This is a genomic window from Pseudomonas fluorescens, assembly GCF_902497995.1.
GTDB lineage: Bacteria > Pseudomonadota > Gammaproteobacteria > Pseudomonadales > Pseudomonadaceae > Aquipseudomonas > Aquipseudomonas fluorescens_BK.
Genome location: NZ_CABVII010000008.1, coordinates 11,157 through 34,196, shown reverse-complemented (window position 1 = coordinate 34,196; position 23,040 = coordinate 11,157). Strand labels below are relative to the sequence as shown.

Genomic DNA, 23,040 nt, shown 5'->3' with positions numbered 1-23,040 from the left:
AATAGGGTCAATGATCGGGCTTACACAATCTTGAGATGTACACAAAACCTGTGGGAGCGGGCTTGCTCGCGAATGCGGTGTGTCAGCGACATGAATATCCACAGATACGCACTCTTCGCGAGCAAGCCCGCTCCCACATGGGTTTCGTGCATGGCTGCGGTTACGCAATAGCCAGCCTGTGCTCCAGCAGGTCTTGCAGTTCGTCGAGCAATTCGTCACCGCGCAGCAGTTCGTAGTGTCCGCCGGCAAGCAGGCGATCAATGCCATGGCCGCCAACCTGGGCCTCGAACACCCGACGTTCGTCGTCGCGCCCGGCTACCCACCAGCGATGGGCCGTGGCCTGGATCGCGGGCAGTTGTCGTTGCGCCAGTGACAGGTGTTTGAGCGATGAACCGGTGGCGAAGATCTGCGTCAGTTCACTGGCGCCCAACGCCGCGTGGTCATTGGAGCCGTGCATGGCTGCCTCGATCACTGCGGTGGCGCCTTCGCGCTCGTTCAGGCCTGCGGCTTTCGAGGCAATCAACGCCTGTGCTTCTTTAGACGGCTGACCGAGGACAAACTTCAAGAAGTCCGCCAAATCTTCTCGCCAGTCCGACGCCTGCGCCGTGCCCGCCACATAGCTGTCGACCAGCCCGGCAAACGCCACCGTCTGACCCTGGGATTCCAGTTCATGGGCAACCAGTTGCGTCAACGCGCCACCCAGCGACCAGCCGAGCAAGTAGTACGGGCCTTCGGGCTGTTGCGTGCGAATCCGTTGCGTGTAGGCCTGGGCCATGGCCAGCAGCGACGCGTCCTGCCACTGCGGATCGAGCAGCATCCGGCATTGCAGGCCGTACACCGTGCGCCGTCCTTCCAGACGCCGCGCCAGCGGTTCGTAGTCGAACACCGTGCCGAAACCGGCGTGCAGGCAGAACAGCGCCGGCACGTTCGGGATTCGTGCATTCAGCGCCAGCAGCGGATCCGGCGCAGACGCCTGCTCGGCCGCCTGATAGCCACTGAGTTCGGCGATGCAGGGTTTCTGCATCAGGTCGCGCAGCTTCAAGTCGAAGCCCAGTTGCGGCTGGCTGCGCACCCGCGAAATCACTTTGAGCACCTGCAGCGAGTCGCCACCCAGTTCGAAGAAGTTGTCGTCGATGCCCACTTGCGGCACGCCCAGCACTTCTTGCCAGATCGCGGTCAGCGCCGTTTCCAGTGCGTTGCGCGGTGCACGATAACCGCCAAGGGCCCATTCAGGCACAGGCAGTGCGCGGCGATCGAGTTTGCCGTTGGCCGACAGCGGGAAGCGTTCCAGCACCATGATCCGTGCCGGCACCATGTAGTCCGGCAGTTGCGCTTGCAGTTCAGACTTCAAGCGGCGATCAAGTCCAACAGCACCGGCAGCCACCACATAGCCAACCAACTGCTTGCCAGTCGGCGTGTCGTGCACCACCACGGCGGCATCCTGCACCCCGGCGCAGTCACGCAGGCGGGCTTCGATTTCGCCGAGCTCGATGCGGAATCCACGGATCTTCACTTGCTGGTCGAGACGTCCCAGGTAGTCGATCAACCCACACTCACGCTGGCGCACCAGGTCGCCGGTGCGGTACATGCGGCCACCGGCCTCGAACGGATCGGGGATGAAACGTTCGGCACTCATGCCCGGACGCTGGTGGTAACCACGGGCCAGGCATTCGCCGCCCAGGTACAGCTCGCCGCTGACACCGACCGGCAATGGATTGAGATCGGCATCCAGCACATACAAACCACGCCCGGCCACACCACGCCCGATCGGCGCATAGGCCGCATCGCAGGTTTCGCTGACTTCGGCACGCCACAACAGCGGCGTGACCACGGTTTCGGTCGGGCCGTAGCCGTTGACCAGACGCTGTGGGCGCAGAGCACGTTTGACTTGCTCGAAACTGGCTTGCGGCACTGCATCACCACCAAAGCAATACACCTCGACCGCCGGCGGATTGCCCAGGCGCTCGGCCACTTCGGCCATCTGTTGCAGATACGCTGGCGGGAAGCAGGCCACGGTGACGCCATGACGATGCAGCACGTCCAGGGTTTGTTCCGGGGTCCACAGAATGTCGTCGCGGATCACCAGACTGCCGCCGGCCAACATCACGCTCAACCAACGCTCCTGCGCACCGTCGAAGGCAAACGACATGAAGTGCAGCTCGCGGCTGCGCGGTGCCAGCTCGTAGAGGTCGATAATGCCACGGCAATGCCGGGCAATCGGCCCGCGCGCCACGGCCACACCCTTGGGTAGGCCGGTGGAGCCGGAGGTATAAATCAGGTAAGCCAGGTGTCCCGGCAATGGATTGGAAACAGGACGCTCAACACTGTCGCCAACGCTCAGCTGATCGAGCAACAGACGTGGCGGGCTGTCGGCCAGGGTCAGTCGTTCGCCCAGATCGCTGTCGCAGAGCAACAGGCTGGCGGCAGAATCGCTGAGCATGTAGGCCAGTCGCTCGGCGGGGTACGCCAGGTCCAGCGGCAGGTAAGCCGCACCAGCCTTGAGCACCGCAAGGAACGCGACGATGGTGCGTTCGGAGCGCGGCAACGCCACAGCCACCAGACTTTCCGCACCGATACCGCGACCGATCAAGTGCTGCGCCAGCCCATTGGCTTGCGCCTCGAGCTCGGCATAACTGACTTGCCGATCTTCACAGATCAAGGCGATTTTCTGCGGCTGGTTGCACACATGCTGATTGAAGGCGTGCAGCAGATCGGCAGGGTCATCGCTCGCTTGCGGCAGGCTGATAACCGCTTCAGGCAAACCGATATTGCCCAGCAGACAAGTAGCATCCTCAGGCAATGCACGCAGCAACCCTTCAAGCTGCGCACGAATCCGCTCAACTTCCAGCTCGCTGAAGCGGTCACGCAGGAACAGGTATTCGACTTCCAGACCTTCCTCGTTGGCGCTGACCATCAAGTCCATCGGGAAGTTGGTCACCCCGCCGCTGCCGACTTCGGCAAAGCGCAGCTCACCTTCCTCGCCCCCTTTCAAGGCACGGTCTACCGGATGGTTTTCGAACACGATGATGCTGTCGAACAGGCCCTGGCCACCTTGTCCGGCCCAGCGCTGGATGTCCGACAACGGCGTGTGCTCGTAGTCGCGGACCATGAGGTTGTAATCCTGCAACGCGCGCAACCACTCGCCCAGCGGCTGTTGCGGGTCGAGGGTCTGGATCACCGGCAAGGTGTTGATGAACAGGCCGAGCATGTCCTGCGCACCGGCAAGCCCGGTCGGACGCCCCGCCACCGTGGCGCCGAATGCGACGCTGCGCTGGCCGCTGTGGCGTTGCAGCAACAGAAGCCACGCGCCTTGCACCAGCGTGTTGAGGGTTACCCGTTGCCGCTTGGCGAAGGCGTGCAGTTTGCGCGTCGCCTCGGCGTCGAGGTTGCTGTATATCACGCCGTGACCGGAGCCTGCAGCGCCCGAAGCCTTGGCCAGGATGGTCGGTTCTTCGAGCAATGCCAGGCGCTCGCGCCAGAAACCTTCGGCCTGTGCCCCGTCCTGGCGTTGCAGCCAGGCGATGTAGTCGGCGTAACGACCGGTCAGGGTCGGCAGGCTTTCGTTGTGGTACAGGCGCAGCATGTCGGCCAACAGTCGCGAGGCGCTCCAGCCATCCAGCAGCAGGTGATGGTAGATCCAGATCATCTGGTAACGGTCATCGCCCAGGCGCACCAGGATAAAACGCATCAACGGCGGGCAGCTCAGGTCGAAGCCTTTGGCTTGTTCCGCTGCCGCCAGTTCGCTCAACGCCTGTTCGGTGTCGGTACGCTCGCGCCAGTCGAGTTCTTCGATCGGCAACTCGACGTCGGTGAACACCGCTTGCAGCGGATCCGCCAGGCCATCGCGCCAGCGGAACGCCGCACGCAGCACTTCGTGACGCTCGACCAGGGTCTGCCAGGCCGCACGGAAACGCGGTACCTGCAAACCGTCCACCGCCACGCTCAACTGGTTGACGTAGGGGTTCAGCTCCGGCGAATCGAGGCAATGGAACAGCATGCCTTGTTGCATCGGCGATAGCGGATACAAGTCTTGCAGACCCTCGCGGGCGGCGATGTCGATGTGCGCCACCAATGAGAAAGCGTCGACTTTCGGCGCCTCAACCAACGCTGCTTCACGGCTGCTGGCCACGGCGGCCAGCGCACGAATGGTCTGCTGTTCGAACAGTTGCTTGGGACTGAACACCAGCCCGCGCTGCCCGGCACGACTCACTGCCTGCAGCGAGATGATCGAGTCACCGCCGAGCTCGAAGAAGTTCTCGGTGACACCCACCGACTCCAGCCCCAGCAGTTCCTGCCAGATCTCCACCAGCAAGGCTTCGGCCGGTGATGCGGCGGCCACTTGATCGTGGGTCTCACGGCAAGCTTCGGGGGCCGGCAGACCCTGACGGTCGAGCTTGCCGTTCGGCGTCAGCGGCAACGCGGCCAGGCACATCAGATGCGCCGGCAGCATGTGCGCCGGCAGACGGCTGCGCAGGTGAGCGGTCAGCGCTTCACGCAAATCCTGCTCATCGGCGAGCGGATCGCGCGGCACGATGTAACCGACCAACTGCCGGCTGACCGGGCCTTCGCGATCGATCACAAAGGCTTCACGCACGCCTTCGTGTTCCAGCAGGCAGGCTTCGATTTCGCCAAGTTCGATGCGGAACCCGCGAATCTTCACTTGCTGGTCGATACGGCCCAGGTACTCGACGACGCCGTCGGCGCGGAACCGTGCGAGGTCGCCACTGCGATACAAGCGCGCACCGGCCACAAATGGATCCGGCACGAAACGTTCAGCGGTCAGGTCCGGACGCTGGTGGTAACCCCGCGCGACGCCTTCGCCGCCCAGGTACAACTCGCCCGCCACGCCGACCGGCAACGGCTGCAAGCCGCCATCCAGGATATAGGCGCTGCGGTTGCCCACCGGCCGACCAATCGGCATGAACGCCGAGTCGAATTCGGTATCCGGGTACGCCAGCCAGATCAACGGCGTGATCACCGTTTCCGTTGGGCCATAACCGTTGATCAGGCGCTTGGGTTGCAGCACCTGCTGGACTTCATCGAACGCGTGCTTGGCCATGCCTTCACCGCACGGGGTGTAGGAACGGATCGGCAGATCACGCCCCGCTTCGCCCATGAAATCGGCGATCTGTGCCAGGTAGCTCGGGGTGAAGCAGGCGATGGTGATGCCGTGCTTTTCGATCTCGGCGCAGGTGCGCTCCGCGCTCCACAACTCGTCGTCCCGCGGCATCACCGCCGAACCGAACACCAGCGGCGTCAGCCAGCGTTCGTGGGCGCCGTCGAAGCTGATCGAGGCGAATTGCAGCTCGCGATCGTCCGGGGTCATGCCGTACAACTCGCCGATCGACAGGCAATGCATGGCCAGCGGACCGTGGGCCACACTGACGCCTTTGGGCCGCCCGGTGGAACCCGAGGTGTAGATCAGGTAGGCCAGGTTCTCGCCGCAGGTCAGGTTGACCGGGTTGGTGTCAGCCATGAACGCCAGCGGTTCGCGGTCTATTTCCAGTACCGACAGACCTTCAGGCAATGGCAGTTTTTCCCGCAGCCACGACTGGCTGATCAGCAGCGAAATGCCGCTGTCTTCCATCAAGTAGCGCAGGCGTTCGGCCGGATAGGCCGGGTCCAGCGGCACGTACGCGCCGCCGGCCTTGAGGATCGCCAGCAGGCCGATGATCATCTCGGGCGTTCGCTGCATCGCCAGGCCGACCCGCACTTCCGGACCGATGCCCAGTGCGCGCAGGCGGTGTGCCAACTGGTTGGCGCGGCGGTTGAGCTGGTCGAAGCTCAGTTCCAGGTCGTTGAAGATCAGCGCGGTGGCGTCCGGGCGGATGACGGCCTGGTTTTCGATCAACTGATGCACGCAGAGCGGGTTTTCCTGCGCGGCGAACGCCGGGTTCCACTCGAGCAACTGTTGCGCGCGCTCCGGCGCGGTCAGCAGGTCCAGTTCACTCAATGCCGCCTGTGGCGCGGCGACCATCGCCGCCAGCAATGCAGCCAGGTGCTCGCTCATGCGGGCAATGGCGTCGCTGCTGAAGTGCGCGCACTGGTAGCTCCAGTTCAGGCTGAGCTGGCTTTCGGCGGTGGCCGCCAGGGTCAGCGGGAAGTTGGTGCGTTCATGGTTCTGCGGGATCGAGAAGCTCAAACCGGCCGGCGCGCCCTGTTGCAGCGCTTCGGCCACCGGGAAGTTTTCGAATACCAGCAGGCTGTCGAACAACGGCTCGCCGGCACGTCCGGCCCAACGCTGAATATCACCCAACGCGGTGAATTCATGCTCACGCAGTTCCAGGTTCTGCGCCTGCAAGCGGGTCAGCCACTGCTCGACGCTTTCAAGCGCCTCCGGGCTGCTGATCACCGGCAAGGTATTGATGAACAGGCCGAGCTGGCTTTCAGCCCCCGGCAAGTCCACCGGGCGCCCCGCCACCGTCGCGCCGAACGCGACGCTGCGCTGGCCGCTGTAGCGTTGCAGCAACAGCGCCCAGGCGCCTTGCACCAGGGTGTTGAGGGTGACTTTCTGCTGCCGGGCAAAGTCGCTGAAGCGCTTGCTGGTGGCGACATCGAAGGTCTGGCGATGGTCGGCAAACTCCGCCGTCGACAGGTTTTTACTGTTGCCCTGGGCCAGGCTCTGGGCCAGCAGGGTCGGGTTGTCCAGCGTCGCCAGTTGCCCGCGCCAGAACAGCTCGTCGGCTTGGGCGTCCTGTCGTTGCAGCCAGCCGATGTAGTCGGCGAAACGCCCGGTGGTTGCCTGCACCTGTTGCCCGGCATAACGCTGCAGCACTTCGCTCAACAGCAGCGAGTTGCTCCAGCCGTCGAGCAACAGGTGATGGTGGGTGTAGATCAGTTGCTGACGCTCGTCGTCCAGGCGCACCAGGGTCAGGCGCATCAGCGGCGCCCGGGTCGAATCGAGTTGCAGGCGTTCGCTGTCGATCAACCGCGCCAGCGCTTGGGCCTGATCACTGCGGTCGCGCCAGTCGAGGCAGGTCAGTGGCAAGTGCAGGTGACGATGCACCAGCTGCACCGGCGCTTCGAAGCCATCCGGGAAGTGGAAACTGCTGCGCAGGATCGGGTGGGTGTCGAGCACCGCTTGCCAGGCGCGGCCCAGGCGCTCGGCATCGAGGCCGCGGGCTTCGACGCTGAGCTGGTTCACGTAGGCGCCGGATTCGGATTCGTAGAGGCTGTGGAACAGCAGACCGGACTGCATCGGTGACAGTGGATACAGGTCTTCGATCTGCGCCGGCGGCACCGGCAGGCCATCGAGTTGCGCCTGGGTCAGACGGGCCAACGGGAAGTCCGCCGGGGTCACGCCACCCGCGCCTTCGCTCAGGCAGTGGGCGATCAGCGCCAGCAATTCGTTTTGGTAATCCGCCGCCAGCGCTTCGATCTCGCGCCGGTCGAAGCATTCGCAGCTGAAGGTCCAGTCCAGTTTCAGTTCGCCGCCATAGACCTGGCCGTCCACCGACAGCCAGTTCGGCAAGGGTGCGTCGGCCGATTGTGCGGCACCGCTGGATTCGCGCGCCGGAGTGAACAGCGCGTCCTCGGCGAAGCTTTGATCGAACTGCCCGAGGTAGTTGAAGGTGACCCGCGCTTGCGGCAACGCAGCCAACGCCGCCTGGGTCGAGGCATCGCCCATGTAGCGCAACAGGCCGTAGCCCATGCCTTTTCCGGGGATCTCGCGCAGTTGTTGCTTGATCGCCTTGATCGAACCGGCAAGGTCCGCAGTCGGGGTCAGGCACACCGGGAACAGGCTGGAGAACCAGCCGACGGTGCGGGTCAGGTCGATGTCGTCGAACAGCTCTTCGCGGCCATGGCCTTCGAGCTGGATCAACGCTGATTCGTGGCCGGTCCAGCGGCTGAGGGTGCGGGCCAGCGCGGTCAGCAGCAGGTCGTTGACCTGGGTGCGGTAGATCGACGGCGCCTGTTGCAGCAGCTGGCGGGTCTGTTCGCGATTGAGGCCGATGCTGACGCCCTGGCGCAGATGTCCGGCCTGACTGGCCTGGGCATTGGCGGCTGGCAGCGAATCATTCGCGACGCTCAACTGCGCCTGCCACCCGTCCAGTTCGCCGGCAGCGGCCTCGGAGCGTGCGTACGCATCGAGTTTGTCCGCCCAGACCTGGAACGAACTGGTCTTCGGTGGCAAGTCTTGCCCTTGGTAGGCCGCCTGTAAATCTTCCAGCAACACCCGCCAGGACACACCGTCCACCGCCAAGTGATGGATGACCAACAGCAAACGCTGGGAGCCATCGGCCTGGGCAATCAACGCGACGCGCAACAACGGCCCGTCTTGCAGGCTGAGGCTGCGCTGGGCTTCGTCGCACACCGATTCCAGCGACGCATCGCTGGCCACGCGGGCGGTCCAGAGCATATCGATTACATCGGCGCTGTCGGCTCCGACATAACGCGCCGACCACTGCCCATCGACCTGGCTGAAGCGCAAACGCAGGGCATCATGCTGCTTGAGCAGGCGTTGCAGCGCCGCTTGCAGGCGCGGCAATTCGAGGGTTTCCCGCGGCACCAGCAGCACCGCCTGGTTCCAGTGCGCGCGCTGCGGGATCGGCTCGTCGAAGAACCAGCGCTGGATCGGCGTGAGTGTTTGCACGCCGTCCACCGGCCCTTGTTGCGCCAGCGGTGCGGCCTGCTCCTTGACCACCGCTGCCAGCGCTTGCAGGGTTTGCTGCTGGAACAGATCCCGCGGTTGCAGGCTCAGGCCGGCACGGCGGGCACGGCTGACCACCTGGATCGAAATGATCGAGTCGCCGCCCAGTTCGAAGAAGTTGTCCTGACGCCCGACCTGTTCCACGCCCAACACGTCCTGCCAGATCTGCGCCAGCACCTGCTCATGTGCGCTGCGCGGCGCTTCGAAGACACGTTGGCTGACTTGTGCGGTCGGCGCAGGAAGGCGTTTGCGGTCGAGTTTGCCGTTGGGGCTCAGCGGCATCTGCTCGATCAATACGGTCTGGGCCGGCACCATGTAATCCGGCAGGCTCGCCAGCAAATGGCTTTTCAGGGTTTCGCGCCAGGCGCCTTGTTGCTCCGCATCGGCGCTGACCAACGCGCGATCCTGCGGCACGAGGTACGCGACCAGTTGCTTGCCGCTCGGGCCGTCGAGGGCCAGCACCACAGCTTCCTGCACGTCGGCATGTTCTTGCAGGCGCGCTTCGATTTCACCCAGCTCGATGCGCAAACCGCGAATCTTCACTTGGTGGTCGATCCGGCCGCAGTAATCGATGGCACCGTCAGCGCGATAGCGCGCCAGGTCACCGGTGCGGTACAGGCGCTCGCCGCTGCCGAACGGGTCGACCACGAAACGCTCGGCGGTCAGCGCGCCACGACGGTGGTAACCCCGGGCCAGGCCGATGCCGCCGAGGTACAACTCGCCCACCGCGCCCAGTGGCAAGGGTTGCAGTTCGCTGTCGAGGATGCAGGTGCGCAGGTTGGCGATCGGGCGGCCGATCGGCACGCTGTCGCGACCCTCTTCCACACAGGTCCAGTGGGTCACGTCGATGGCCGCTTCGGTCGGGCCATAGAGGTTGTACAGATTGGCTTGGGGCAGGCTGCGCAAAGTCTGGCGTTGCAGTTCCATCGGCAGCGCTTCACCACTGCAAATGATCCGTTGCAGCGAGGTGCAGGCCAGCGCCTCCTCGGCACCGATGAACGCCGAGAGCATCGACGGCACGAAGTGCAGCGTGGTGATCGCCTGCTCGACGATCAGCGCGGTCAGGCGTTGCGGATCACGGTGCTCGCCGGGCGCGGCGATGACCAGGGTGGCACCTTTCATCAGCGGCCAGAAAAACTCCCACACCGACACGTCGAAACTGAACGGCGTTTTTTGCAGCACGCGGTCGCTCGGTAGCAAATTGTAAGCTTCCTGCATCCACTCCAGGCGGTTGTGCAGCGCCACATGGCGGTTGCCCGCGCCCTTGGGTTTGCCGGTGGAGCCGGAGGTGTAGATGACGTAGGCAAGGTTTTCTGCCACGGCCAGATTGGGTAGATCACTGCCCGGCAGATCGCTCAGCCAATCGGCCTCGGCGTGCAGGCACAAGGTGCGCACGTTGTCCGGGGTCGGTAACTGCGCCAGCAGATGTTCCTGGGTCAGCAACAGCGAAATGCCGCTGTCTTCGATCATGTAGCTCAGGCGATCGAGCGGGTATTCCGGGTCCAGCGGCACATAGGCGCCACCGGCCTTGAGAATCGCCAGCAGGCCGACGACCATTTCAAACGAGCGGTCGCAGGCAATCCCCACCAGCACTTCGGGGCCGACGCCTTGGACGCGCAAGTGATGGGCAAGGCGGTTGGCGCGCAGGTTCAGTTCGGCGTAACTCAAAGACTGGCCCTGGAACACCAATGCGGTGGCGTCACCGTCTTCGATCACACGCTCTTCGAAATGCCGCTGCACGCAGACTTCGCCCGGATAGGCCTGAGCGGTGTCGTTGAGGTCATCCAGAATGCGCAGACGCTCGTCGGCATCCAGCAGCGGCAATTCGGCGAGCGGGGTTTGCGGGTTGGCCAATACACCGGCCAGCAGGTTGCGCCAATGGCGAGCCAGGTGCTCGATGCGCTCGGCATCGAACAGATCGGTGGCATACGTCAGGCTGGCGAACAGCTTGTCGCCCTCCTCCTGCGTGTCCAGTTGCAAATCGAATTGGGTGGTGTGCGCCGTGGCGTTCAGCGCCTCGACCCGCAGCCCGGCGAGCAAGCCGCTGACTGCCGCCGGCTTGGCTTGCTGGTGGTTGAACATCACCTGGAACAATGGGCTGTGGCTGAGGCTGCGTTCACCTTGCAGGGCTTGCACCAGTCGCTCGAACGGCAAGTCCTGGTAAGCCTGGGCGTCCAGCGAAGCAGCACGGGTCTGGTCGAGCAACTGGCTGAATGGCAGGCGCCCGTCCAGTTCGGCACGCATCACCTGGGTGTTGACGAAGAAGCCGATCAGGCCCCGGGTTTCCGCGCGATTGCGGTTGGCAATCGGCACGCCAACGCGCACATCGGACTGACCGCTGTAGCGATAGAGCAAGGCCTGGAAGCTTGCCAGCAACAGCATGAACGGCGTGACGCCGCGCTGTTTGGCCAGGCTCATCAGGCCGCTGGCCAAGCTCGCATCAAGGGCGAAATCCAGACGCGCACCGCGCTGGCTCGGCTGCGCCGGGCGTGGGCGATCAGTCGGCAATTCCAGCAGCGGTTGTTCGCTGCCCAGTGTTTCACGCCACCAGTCGAGTTGACGCTCCAGTTCCCCCGCTTCCATCCAGCGGCGCTGCCACAGGGCGTAATCGGAATACTGAATCGGCAACGCTTCCAGCGCAGCATTCTGCCCTTGGCAGTGGGCGGCGTAGAGCCGGGAAAACTCCTCCACCAACACGCCCATCGACCAGCCATCGGTGACGATGTGGTGCAAGGTCAGCAACAGCACATGGTCTTCGGCGTCGAGCTGCAACAGGCTGACCCGCAGCAGCGGGCCGTGCTGCAGATCGAAGGGCCGGGCGATGTCTAGCTCGACTGTTTTCATCGCCAGATCGAGGCGTTGATCCTGGGGTGCGCCGCGCAGGTCGATCTGTTCGATCGGCAACGAATTGAATTCGGCCAGCGTTTGCAGCACCTGGCCGTCGTCTTCTACGAAACGGCTGCGCAGGCTCTGGTGCCGCTCCAGCAGCACGTCGAAACTTTGCTGCAATGCCGCGACATTCAGCGGCCCGTGCAAGCGCAGGGCGGCTGGAATGTTGTACGCCGGGCTCTGCGGATCGAGCTGCCAGAGGAACCATTGGCGCTGCTGCGCATAGGACAGTTCGAAGCTCGCTTGCGGCTCGGCGGCGGGCGGAATCGGCAACTGGCCGAAGCTCACGCCCTGCTCTTGCATGCGTTGCAGAAATTCGCGGCGCTTGTCCGCGGGCAGGCCGGCGAAGCGGGTGGCGATACGCTGGGCAGTGGTGTGTTCCATCAGTTGATCTCCATCTCGTCCAGAAGCGACTCAAGCGCATCAAGACGTGCATCGTTGTCAGCCGGGGCGTGTTGCCCGGCCAGGGCGGCATAAGCCTGCAGGTCGGTGGATTCGAACAGCGCGCGCAGCGGCAGCTCGATGCCCAGTTCCAGTTCCACACGGGCGCTGGCCTGGGCGGCGAGCAGCGAATGCCCGCCCGATTCAAAGAAGTTGTCGCGTCGGCCGATCTGCGCCACGCCGAGCACGTCGGCCCAGATCGCTGCCAGGTGCCGTTCAAGGTCGCCTTCCGGGGCTTCGAACGGTCGTTGCCAGTCCTCGGCATCCGGCAGCGGCAAGGCCTTGCGGTCGAGCTTGCCGTTGCCGGTCAGGGGCAAGGCCTCCAGCAGCCGCCAGTGGCTCGGCACCATGTAGTCCGGCAGATCGACCTTGAGCGCGGCGCGCAGGGTGTCGCGCCAGGCGATCGGGTCGTGGGGGGTTTGCTCGGCGACGACATAGGCACAGAGCTGTGGTCCGCCATCGCCCGAATGCACGCTCAACACCGCTTGACGTACGCCCGGCTGCGCCAGCAACGCGGCTTCGATTTCGCCCAGCTCGATACGGAAACCGCGAATCTTCACTTGCTGGTCGATGCGGCCGAGGTAGTCGATGCTGCCGTCGGTACGCTGGCGCGCCAGGTCGCCGCTGCGATACAGGCGTTGTGCGGCATCGAACGGGCTCGGCACAAAGCGCTCGGCGGTGAGGCCGAAACGGCCGTGATAACCCCGGGCCAGACCGGCGCCAGCGATGTACAACTCACCCGCCACGCCCATCGGCACCGGCTGCAACTGGCTGTCGAGCAAGTACCAGCGCAGGTCGCGGATCGGCAGGCCGATCGGGCTCTGGGCCTTGCCATCGAGGTCGGCCAGGCGAATGGCGCGGTACGTCACGTGCACCGTGGTTTCGGTGATGCCGTACATGTTCACCAGGGTCGGCCGCTGGTCGCCAAAGCGCTCGAACCATGGACGCAGACTGGCGACTTCGAGGGCTTCGCCGCCGAAGATCACCTGACGCAGTGCCATATTGCGCGGGCTGGCGCAGGCGATCGGCAACAGTTGGCGGAAGGCGGTCGGGGTCTGGTTCAACACCGTCACGCCCTCATCACAGAGCAGGCGGTGGAACGCCTGCGGCTCGCGGCTGATGTAATATGGCACGATCACCAGGCGCCCGCCGGTGCACAGCGAGCCGAACAGTTCCCATACCGAGAAGTCGAAGGCGTAGGAGTGGAACAGGGTCCAGACATCGTCCGGGCCGAAGTCGAACTCGCCAGCCGTCGCGGTGAGCAGACGCCCGACGTTGCCATGGCTGAGCAATGCACCTTTTGGCCGGCCGGTTGAGCCGGAGGTGTAGATCACGTAGGCAAGGTTTTCCGGGGCCGCCAGCGCTGACAAGTTGTCGGCGCTGTAGGCGTCCAGTGACAACGACTCCAGGCTCAATACCTGCACGCCGTCGCGGCACGGCAAGCCGTCGATCAGCTGTTGCTGGGTCAGCAGCAGCGCGATGCCGCTGTCTTCGATCATGTAGCTCAGGCGCTCGGCCGGGTATTGCGGGTCCAGCGGCACGTAGGCGCCACCGGCCTTGAGGATCGCCAGCAAACCGACCACCAGCGGCATCGCCCGCTCGGTGGCGATGCCGACTCGCACCTCAGGCCCGACGCCCTGCTCGCGCAGTTTGCGCGCCAGGCGGTTGGCCTGGGCGTTGAGCGCGGCATAGGTCAGTTGCTCGCCTTCATAGGTCAGCGCGATTGCGTTCGGCCGTTGCGCAGCCTGGGCTTCGAACAACTGGTGCAAGGTTGGCGACGGCGGTTGCGCCTGGAACGCCGGGTTCCAGTGCCGGATCAGCGCATCGTATTGCGGCGCTTGCAGCAACGGCAACTCGGCCACCCGTTGCTGTGGATCAATGACCACCGCGCGCAACAGGTTCAGCCACTGCTCGGCGAGGCGTTGCATGGACATCTCGTCGTACAGATCCGTGGCGTAGGTCAGGTTGGCGTCGAGCGCCTCGCCCTGTTCCTGAGTATCGAGCACCAGATCGAATTGCGTGGTGTGCTGCTGCCATTGCAGACGCTCGACCTGCAACCCGGCGACAGTGCGCTCGACGCTGGCACCCAACTGTTGCTGGTGGTTGTAGAGCACCTGGAACAACGGGCTGTGATTGAGGCTGCGGCCCGGCTGCAAGGCGTCGACCAACTGCTCGAACGGCAAGTCCTGATTAGCCTGCGCGCCCAAGGCAACCTGTTTGACCTGTTGCAGCAAGGTGCTGAAAGTCTGTTGCCCGTCGATCTCGGCACGCAGCACCTGGGTGTTGATGAAGAAGCCGATCAGGCCTTCGGTTTCAATGCGCGAACGCCCGGCGCTCGGCACGCCGACGCTGATGCTCGACTGGCCGCTCTGGCGATGGAGCAAGGTCTGGAAGCTCGCCAGCAACAGCATGAACAAGGTCACCTGTTGTTCCTGGGCACGTTGACGCAAACCGACCAGCAACTCGCGGTCAACGTTCAGCACCAGGCTGGCGCCGCGCTCGGTGCGACGGGCCGGCCGGGTCAGTTCACTCGGCAACTCAAGCGGTGCCTGACTGCCTGCCAGTTGCTCGCGCCACCAGTTGAGTTGGCGTGCACCCTCGCCGGCTTGCAGCCAATCGCGCTGCCAACGGGCGTAGTCGCTGTAGTGGACTGGCAGGCTACCCAGGTTCGCCGCATGCCCCTCGACACCGGCCTGATACAGCGTGCTGAATTCATCGACCATGACCTGCATTGACCAGCCATCGGCGGCGATGTGGTGCACGGTCAGCACCAGCACATGCTCGTTGGCATTGACTTGCAGCAGCAACGCTCGCCACAGCGGACCGTTGCGCAGGTCGAACGGCCGGGCGATTTCTTCGGCCACGGCGCTGTCGATCGACAACTGATCGCAATGGCGCTCCTGCAGTTGCAGCGACAGGTTTTCGTGAAGTACGGGACGCGCCTGCAGACCATCCTGTTCGAAGGTGGTGCGCAGGGTCTGGTGGCGGGCCTGCAATTGAGCGAAGGCTTCGCGCAAGGCTGCGCGGTTCAGCGTGCCCTTGAGGCGCAGTGCGGCCGGAATGTTGTAGGCCGGACTCCGCGGATCCAGCTGCCAGAGAATCCATTGGCGTTGTTGGGCGTAAGACAGGATCTGGGGCTGATCGGCCGCTGCACGTTGCAAGACCGGTTGGCCGCTGATGCTTGCCCGTGCAGCACGCTCGGCAAACTCCGCCAGATTCGCGGCAGAGAACAGGCTGCTCACGGACAGTTCCAGCGTCAACTGCTGACGTACGCGGGAGATCACCTGCAGCACCAGCAACGAGTGCCCGCCCAACTCGAAGAAGTTGTCGTTGCGGCCCACCTGCTCGACCTGCAGCACCTCTTGCCAGATCAGCGCCAGATGCGTTTCCAACCCTTCGGCGGGGGCTACGAATTCGCGTTGTGCATCACCCGCTTCAGCGCGCGGCAAGGCTTTGCGGTCGAGTTTGCCGTTGTTGTTGAGCGGCAACTCGGCCAGCAGGATCAGCTGGCTCGGCACCATGTACTCCGGCAGCGACTGCCGCAGAACGGCTTTGAGCCCTTCCAGATAATCCGCCTGGGAAACCACCACACCGCTGGCGACGACATACGCCACCAGCTGCGCCCCGTCCTGCGCGATGACCGCCGCTTCGCGCACTTCTTCCCGGGCTTGCAGGCAGGCTTCGATCTCGCCCATCTCGATGCGGAAACCGCGAATCTTCACTTGATGGTCGATACGACCGACGTACTCCAGATTGCCGTCGACGTTGTAACGCGCCAGGTCACCGCTGCGGTACAGGCGAGCGCCCGGCTCACGGGCAAAGGGGTCTGGCAGGAAACGTTCGGCGGTCAGCGCCGGACGATCGAAGTAACTTTGCGCCAGGCTGGCCGGGGCGCCGATGCACAATTCACCGACGCCGCCGTTTGGCAGCAGCTGGCCGGCAGCGTCCAGCACATACAACGCACGACCCGCGATGGCGCGACCGATCGGGATGCCAAATGCGTCGCTGGCATCTTCGACACGGCATTGATGAACGCTGGATACCACGGTCGCCTCGGTCGGGCCGTAGGTGTTGAGCAAACGCACATGGCTCAAACCGGCCTGGTGCCACAAGCGCAAACCTTCCACCGACATGGCTTCGCCGCCGACGTGAACCTGGCGCAAATCGCCCAGGCTGCTCACCCCGCCGCTCGCACATTCGCGGGCCAGCAAGTACCAGTAAGCCGCCGGCAAATCGGCAACGGTCACGCCGTGCCGGACGATTTCGGCGGCCAGGCGGCCGGCGTCCCAAACGTCATCGCCACGCATGATCAATGCCGCGCCGACGCACAACGCCGGGAAGCACTGCTCGACGAAGCCATCGAAACTGAAGGTCGCGAACTGCAACACGCGGTCCGAGGCCGACAGCCGCGAATAGTCGGCGGCGCTCTGGCAGAACTCGCGCAGTGCGGCATGGGCGATGGCCACACCTTTGGGTTGGCCGGTGGAGCCGGAGGTGTAGATGATGTAGGCAAGATCTTCGGCGACTGAGCTACCGCTTTCGCGAGCAAGCTTCGCTCCTACAGGGGGCGTGTGGTTTTGCGGATCGTTGTCCGGATAGTTGGTGTTGTCTTCGAGGCTGAGGCGCAGCACGCCTGGCACCTCTTCCAGCAGGCCGGACTCGCACAGCAGCAGGTCGAGGCGGCTGTCGTCGATCATGTAGGCCAGGCGTTCCACCGGGTATTTCGGGTCCAAAGGCACATAGGCCGCGCCGCTTTTGAGCACCGCCAACAGGCTGACGATCAATTGCGGACCGCGATGCAATGCCAGGCCGACGCGCTTTCCAGGGCCGGCACCGTTGCCGATCAGGCGATGGGCCAGACGATTGGCCTGCGCATTCAACTGGCCGTAGCTCAAGGACTGACCGTCGACCTGCAACGCCAATGCCTGTGGCGTGGCGGCAGCCCGGGCGACGATCTGTTCGTGCGCCAACAGGGTTGTAGATAACTCGACCGCAGGCGGTTGGCTGATCGCGAGCAGCGCATGCCTTGCGGCCGCGTCGAGCAACTCCAGCTCGCCCAATGCCGCGTTCGGCAGCGCAACGATTTGCCCCAGCAGATGCTGCAGATTGGCAGACAGTCCGGCGATTTGCACGGCACTGAATCGCGCCGCGTCGTAGCTGAAGTCCAGGCTCAGGCTTTCGCCCAATTCGATACCCAACGTCAGCGGGTAGTGGGTGCGTTCGTGGTTGTGCAGGTTGCCGAACGACAGCCCGGCCGGTGCGCCTTGCTTCAACGCTTCGGCCACCGGGAAGTTTTCGAACACCAGCAGGCTGTCGAACAGCGCCGACCCCTGCTGCCCCGCCCAGCCCTGAATGTCGTAAAGCGGCACATGCTCGAACTCGCGCATGGCCAGGTTCAGCCCTTGCAACTCGCCCAGCCACTGGCTGACGGTTTGATCCGGCTTCATCGCGCACACCAGCGGCAGCGTGTTGATGAACAATCCCAATTGTTCTTCGATCCCCTGCAGCGGTGCCGAGCGCCCGGCGACGGTGGCACCGAACACCACGCAATCCTGGCCGGTGTAGCGCTGCAGCAACAGGCTCCAGGCGGCTTGCAGCAAGGTGTTGAGGGTGACTTTCTGCTGGCGGGCGAACTCCGCCAGACCTTTGGTCGTACGGCTATCGAGGGCGACGCGATACTCCTCGCTGCCTTCGGCGCCGACTGGTGGGCGCAGGGCTTCAGCCAGCAATGTAGGGGCTTGAAGCGGTGCCAGTGCGGCGGTCCAGAATTGCTCGCCAGCGGCGGCCGATTGTTGTTGCAGCCAGCCCAGGTAATCGCGGTATTGCCCCGACGGCGACGGCAGCGATTGGCCAGCGGCGTAGTGCTGGATCACTTCGGCGAGCAACTGCGCGTTGCTCCAGCCGTCCATCAGGATGTGGTGGCTGGTGTAGATCAGGTGCCAGGCATCAGCGCCGGTGCGTACCAGTTTCAAGCGCCACAGCGGGGCGGTGCCCAGATCGAAACCCTGGGCGCGTTCGGCGTCGGCCAACGCGTCGGCATCGGTCGCTTCCAGCACTTCGAGCGGCAACGCCACCTGCCGGACAATCGCCTGATGTGCGGTGTCGAGGCCCTGCCAGTGGAAGCTGCTGCGCAGAATGTCGTGACGCTCGACGGCTGCCTGCCAGGCGTGGGCGAAACGTTTCGGGTCCAGGCCTTGGATGTCCAGACGCAACTGGCTGATGTAGGCGCCGACTTCGGGCTCATACAGGGTGTGGAACAACATGCCCTGTTGCATCGGCGACAGAGGATACAGGTCTTCGAGGGTCCAGACTTCGACCGGCAAGGCATCGAGCTGCGCTTGATCGATGCGTGCCAACGGGAAGTCCGACGGCGTGGCCTGGGTTGCCTCAAGGGCACAGCAGTGCTCGATCAGCCCGTTCAGTTCTTGCGCGTAGTCGTCCGCCAGGCGCTGGATGGTCGCGGTGTCGAACATCTCGCGGCTGAAGCCCCAGCTCAGGGACAACTCGCCGCCGTAGACCTGGCCCTCGACGGTGAGCCAGTTGCCCAGGGGTGCCGATGGGTCCTGCGCCACACCGTTGCCTTCGCTGGACGGGACAAACATCGCCGCGTCATCGAACTGACGATCGAACTGCCCCAGGTAGTTGAAGGTGATGCGCGGTTGCGGCAGCGCTGCCAGTCCGGCACGAATCGGCACCGTGCCGAGGTAGCGCAGCGCGCCGTAGCCCAGGCCTTTGTCCGGTACGGCGCGCAGTTGTTCCTTGATGGCCTTGATCGACGCGCCGAGGTCACTCGTCGGTATCAGGTTGACCGGAAACAGGCTGGTGAACCAGCCGACGGTGCGGGTCAGGTCGATGTCATCGAACAGGTCTTCGCGGCCATGGCCTTCCAGCTGGATCAGGGTGCTGCCCTGCCCGCTCCAGCGGCACACCGACCGCGCCAGTGCGGTCAGCAGCAGGTCGTTGACCTGGGTGCGATAGGCTGCGGGGGCCTGCTGCAGCAATTTACGGGTTTGTTCGGTGTCGAACTTGAGCTCGATCTTGTGCTCGAAGCGGTTCTCCAGTGCGCCGCCCGGGCGCTCGCAGGGCAGATCGGCAGGTGCGCCTTGCAGTTGGGTCTGCCAGTGCCCGAGGCTGTTTTCAAAGGCTGGAACATGAGCTTGCAGCCGCTCAACCCAGCGTTGATAGGTGCTGGTCTTCGCCATTGATCCGTTGCCGCTGTAGAACTGCTGCAGATCTTCGAGCAGCACGCGCCAGGAAACACCGTCCACGGCCAGGTGATGAATGACCAGCAGCAAACGCTCGGTGCCGTCAGCCATCGCCACCAGCAGCGCCCGCAGCAACGGGCCGTTCTGCAAGTCGAGGCTGCGCTGGGCCTCGTCGCACAAAGCGTTGAGTGCTTCCACCGACTGCGCCTGACGCTGCCACAGCACCGATTCCGTTATCGGCGCGGCGTAAGCCTGCTGCCAGCCGCTTTCGCTTTGTTCGTAGCGCAGGCGCAAGCTGTCGTGATGAGTCAGTAACTGCTCTAGAGCGCGCTCCAGCGCCTCGACGTTCAACGCCTCCCGCGGCACCAGCAACAGCGACTGGTTCCAGTGTTGACGCTCAGGGATGGATTGCTCGAAGAACCACTGTTGCACCGGCGCCAACGCCACCGCGCCAACCGCCGGGCCTTGATCGGTCAGTTGCTGCTCATCGCTGCGAGCGGCCTGGGCGAGGCTGCAGATGGTCTGGTGCTGGAACAGGTCTTTCGGGCTCAACACAATCCCGGCCTGACGCGCGCGGCTGACCACTTGCATGGAGACGATGGAATCGCCGCCCAGTTCGAAGAAATTGTCTTCCAGGCCAACGTTGTCGATGGCCAGCACGTCCTGCCAGATGGCGGCGAGGGATTTTTCCAGGGCGCTGCGTGGCGCGACATGGACCCGTTGTTGTTGAGTGCCGTCGATGGCCGGCAAGGCCTTGCGATCGAGCTTGCCGTTGGGGGTCAGCGGCAGCTGTGCGAGGAACAGCAGGAATGCTGGGACCATGTAGTCCGGCAGGTGCTGCCGTAGCGCCGCTTTCAGGGTTTCCCGCAGAGTCGCCTGGGCGTCGATGTCATCCAGCAACTCAGGATCGGTCGGCACGATGTAGGCGACCAGTTGCTGACCGTTGACGCCGTCCTGCGTCAGCACCGCCAGTTCGCGCACGGCATCCTGCTGCAACAGCCGCGCTTCGATCTCACCCAGCTCGATGCGAAAGCCACGGACCTTGACCTGATGGTCGATGCGCCCGACGTATTGCAGGGCGCCATCGGCCTGATAACGGGTCAGGTCGCCAGTGCGATACAGGCGCTCGCCGTTGCTGGCGAACGGGTTCGGCACGTACTTTTCGGCGGTCATGCCCGGACGTGCCAGGTAACCGCGAGTGATGCCGGCACCCGACAGATACAGCTCGGCCGACACGCCTTGGGGGACCGGTTGCAGCTCGGCATCCAGCACGTAACTGGCGGTGTGCTTGAGCGGGCGACCGATGTTCGCGCGGCCACCGGCCTCGCGACGGGTCCAGGTCGAATAGGTGGTGTCTTCCGAGGGGCCGTACAGATCGTAGACATGTTCAACGGTCGACTGTTGATACAGCGCCTCCACCAGGCTCTGTTTCAGCGGCTCGCCGGCGAGGTTGATGATGCGCACGCCCGGCGGGATCCGGCCGTCGCGCTGCAAGGCGTTGATCGCCGATGGCACGGTGTTGATGAGGCGCACCTGATCCCGGGCCGGCAGGTGCGGCAACTCCAGGGCATTGCGGGCGATAATCAGCGAGCCGCCATTGGCCAGGGTGACGAACAGCTCCCATACCGACAGGTCGAAGCAGACCGAGGTCGACGCCAGGACGCCTTGGATGTCTTCGCGGCTGTAGACCGATTTCGACCAGTCGATCAGCGCCAGCACGTTGCGGTGGGCGATGGCCACGCCTTTGGGTTTGCCGGTGGAGCCGGAGGTGTAGATCACGTAGGCGAGGTTGTCCGGCGTGACAGGGGTGACCGGGGCGCTGCCTGGGTAATCGGCCCAGGCCCGGTCTTCCATCAGCAACACTTGGGTGTCGGCCGTCACATTGAGTGTCGCCGCGACGGATGGCTCAGTCAGCAGCACCAGGGCGCGACTGTCTTCAAGCATGTAGGCCACGCGCTCGGCCGGGTAATCCGGATCCAGCGGCACGTAGGCGCCACCGGCCTTGAGCACCGCGAGCAGCGCCACCAGCAGCGTGTCGGAGCGCTGCATCGCCACGCCGACCCGGACTTCCGGGCCCACGCCCAGTTCGATCAGCTTGTGGGCCAGGCGATTGGCCTGGGTGTCGAGCTCGGCGTAAGTCAGTTGTCGGGTGGCGAAAGTCACCGCCAGTGCAGTCGGCTTCTCTGCGACTTGCTGGCTGATCAGCTCATGAATGCACAGGTCCTGCTGAAAGCTTTCGTCAGCACGATTCCAGTCATGGACGATGCGTTGATATTCAGCTTGCTCCAGCAGCGGCAACTCACTGATGCGCTGCTGCGAATCGCTGACCATGCCGTGCAGCAGGTGCGTCCAGTGTTGCGCCATGCGCGCGATGGTCGCGGCGTCGAACAGGTCATTGGCGTAGGTCAATGCGGCGTGCAGCCTGCCGCCCTTTTCATAGGTGTCGAGGGTCAGGTCGAACTGCGTGGTGCGCCCTTCCCACTCGATCACGCCCAGCACCAGGCCGGATGCGGTGCTGACGGCCGAGATATCGGCGACCAGCGGCTGGTGGTTGTACATCACCTGGAACAGCGGCGTGTGGCTGAGGCAGCGTTCGAGTTTCAACGCCTCGACCAGGCGCTCGAACGGCAGGTCCTGATGCGCCTGGGCCCCGAGGGCGGTTTCCTTGATGGCCCGCAGCAACTCGTCGACCCGGGTCTGGCCGTCAAGCTGGGTGCGCAGCACCTGGGTGTTGACGAAGAAGCCGATCAGGCCTTCGATTTCGGCACGGTTGCGGTTGGCGATCGGCGCGCCGACGCGGATGTCGGTCTGGCCGGTGTAGCGATGCAGCAGCACATTGAAGGCGCCAAGCAACAGCATGAACAGCGTGATGTTGTGCTTGTGCGCCGTAGTGCGCAGCTGCTCGGCCAGTTCCGCGTCGACCGCGAATTCGTATCGGGTCCCGCGATAGCTCGGCATCGCCGGGCGTGGGTGATCGGTGGGCAACTCGAGCACCGGGTGCTCGTCGCCTAGTTGCGCCTGCCAGTACTCGAGTTGACGCGCCTGCTCCCCCGCCTCCAGCCAGCGGCGTTGCCACAAGGCGTAGTCGCTGTACTGGATCGGCAACGGCGCGAGCTGCGGTTGCGTGCCCGCTTCAAAGGCGTCGTAGCAACGGATGAACTCGTCGATCAGCACGTTCATCGACCAGCCGTCGGACACGATGTGGTGCAGGGTCAGCAGCAGCACGTGTTCCTGGTCGGCGAGCTTGAGCAAGGTGACGCGCAGCAGCGGACCGACCGAGAGATCGAACGGCAGCACGGATTGTCGTTCGGCCGCCTGGGCGACTGCCATTTCGCGCTCCGCGGCCGGCAATGGGCGCAAATCCACATGATCAATGACCAGCGGCGCACTGGCCGGCACTTGCAGCAGGGTGTCGTCGGCCTGGCGCTGGAACACCGTGCGCAGGGTTTCGTGACGTTCAACGAGGCTGGCGAAGGCTTGCTCCAGGGCCGGCAGGCTCAGTTGCCCGGTCAGGCGCACTGCACCCGGCAGGTTGTACGCGCCGCTTTGCGGGTCCAGCTGCCAGAGAAACCACATGCGCTGCTGGGCGTACGACAACGCCTGGCGATCCTCGGCTTCGACATCCGCGGGAATCGGGAAGCGGGCGAAATCAACGCCCTCCTTGTGCAAGGCCCCAAGGAACATCTGGCGCTTTTCCAGGGGCAACCCGATAAACCGGCGAGCAAGTTTCAAGGAGTCTTCAGCGTTCATTTCTTGGTATCCGGATCAGTGGCGGGAAGCACAAAGGCACGTCGTCCCTATAAAACGAATGCAGACCGGAAAAATTAGCGAATGAGAACAAGTATCAGAAAGGAG

Annotated in this window: 2 protein-coding genes; both read right to left on the bottom strand. The window is 64.2% G+C overall.

The features are described from left to right. Positions 1–160: 160 nt before the first annotated feature. The gene (locus tag F8N80_RS11385; RefSeq protein ID WP_150783884.1) at positions 161–11,923 is read right to left on the bottom strand and encodes a non-ribosomal peptide synthase/polyketide synthase; all 11,763 of its coding nucleotides are present in this window, start codon (positions 11,921–11,923) and stop codon (positions 161–163) included. Then, positions 11,923–22,935: a non-ribosomal peptide synthase/polyketide synthase gene (locus tag F8N80_RS11380; RefSeq protein WP_150783883.1), complete on the bottom strand. Its 11,013-nt coding sequence runs from the start codon at positions 22,933–22,935 to the stop codon at positions 11,923–11,925. The genes F8N80_RS11385 and F8N80_RS11380 overlap by 1 nt, the downstream gene beginning before the upstream one ends. Positions 22,936–23,040: the final 105 nt, after the last annotated feature.

Excerpts from the sequence above, each read along its gene's own strand:
- F8N80_RS11385 (WP_150783884.1), bottom strand. The coding sequence starts at position 11,923 with ATGGAACACACCACTGCCCAGCGTATCGCCACCCGCTTCGCCGGCCTG.
- F8N80_RS11380 (WP_150783883.1), bottom strand. The coding sequence starts at position 22,935 with ATGAACGCTGAAGACTCCTTGAAACTTGCTCGCCGGTTTATCGGGTTG.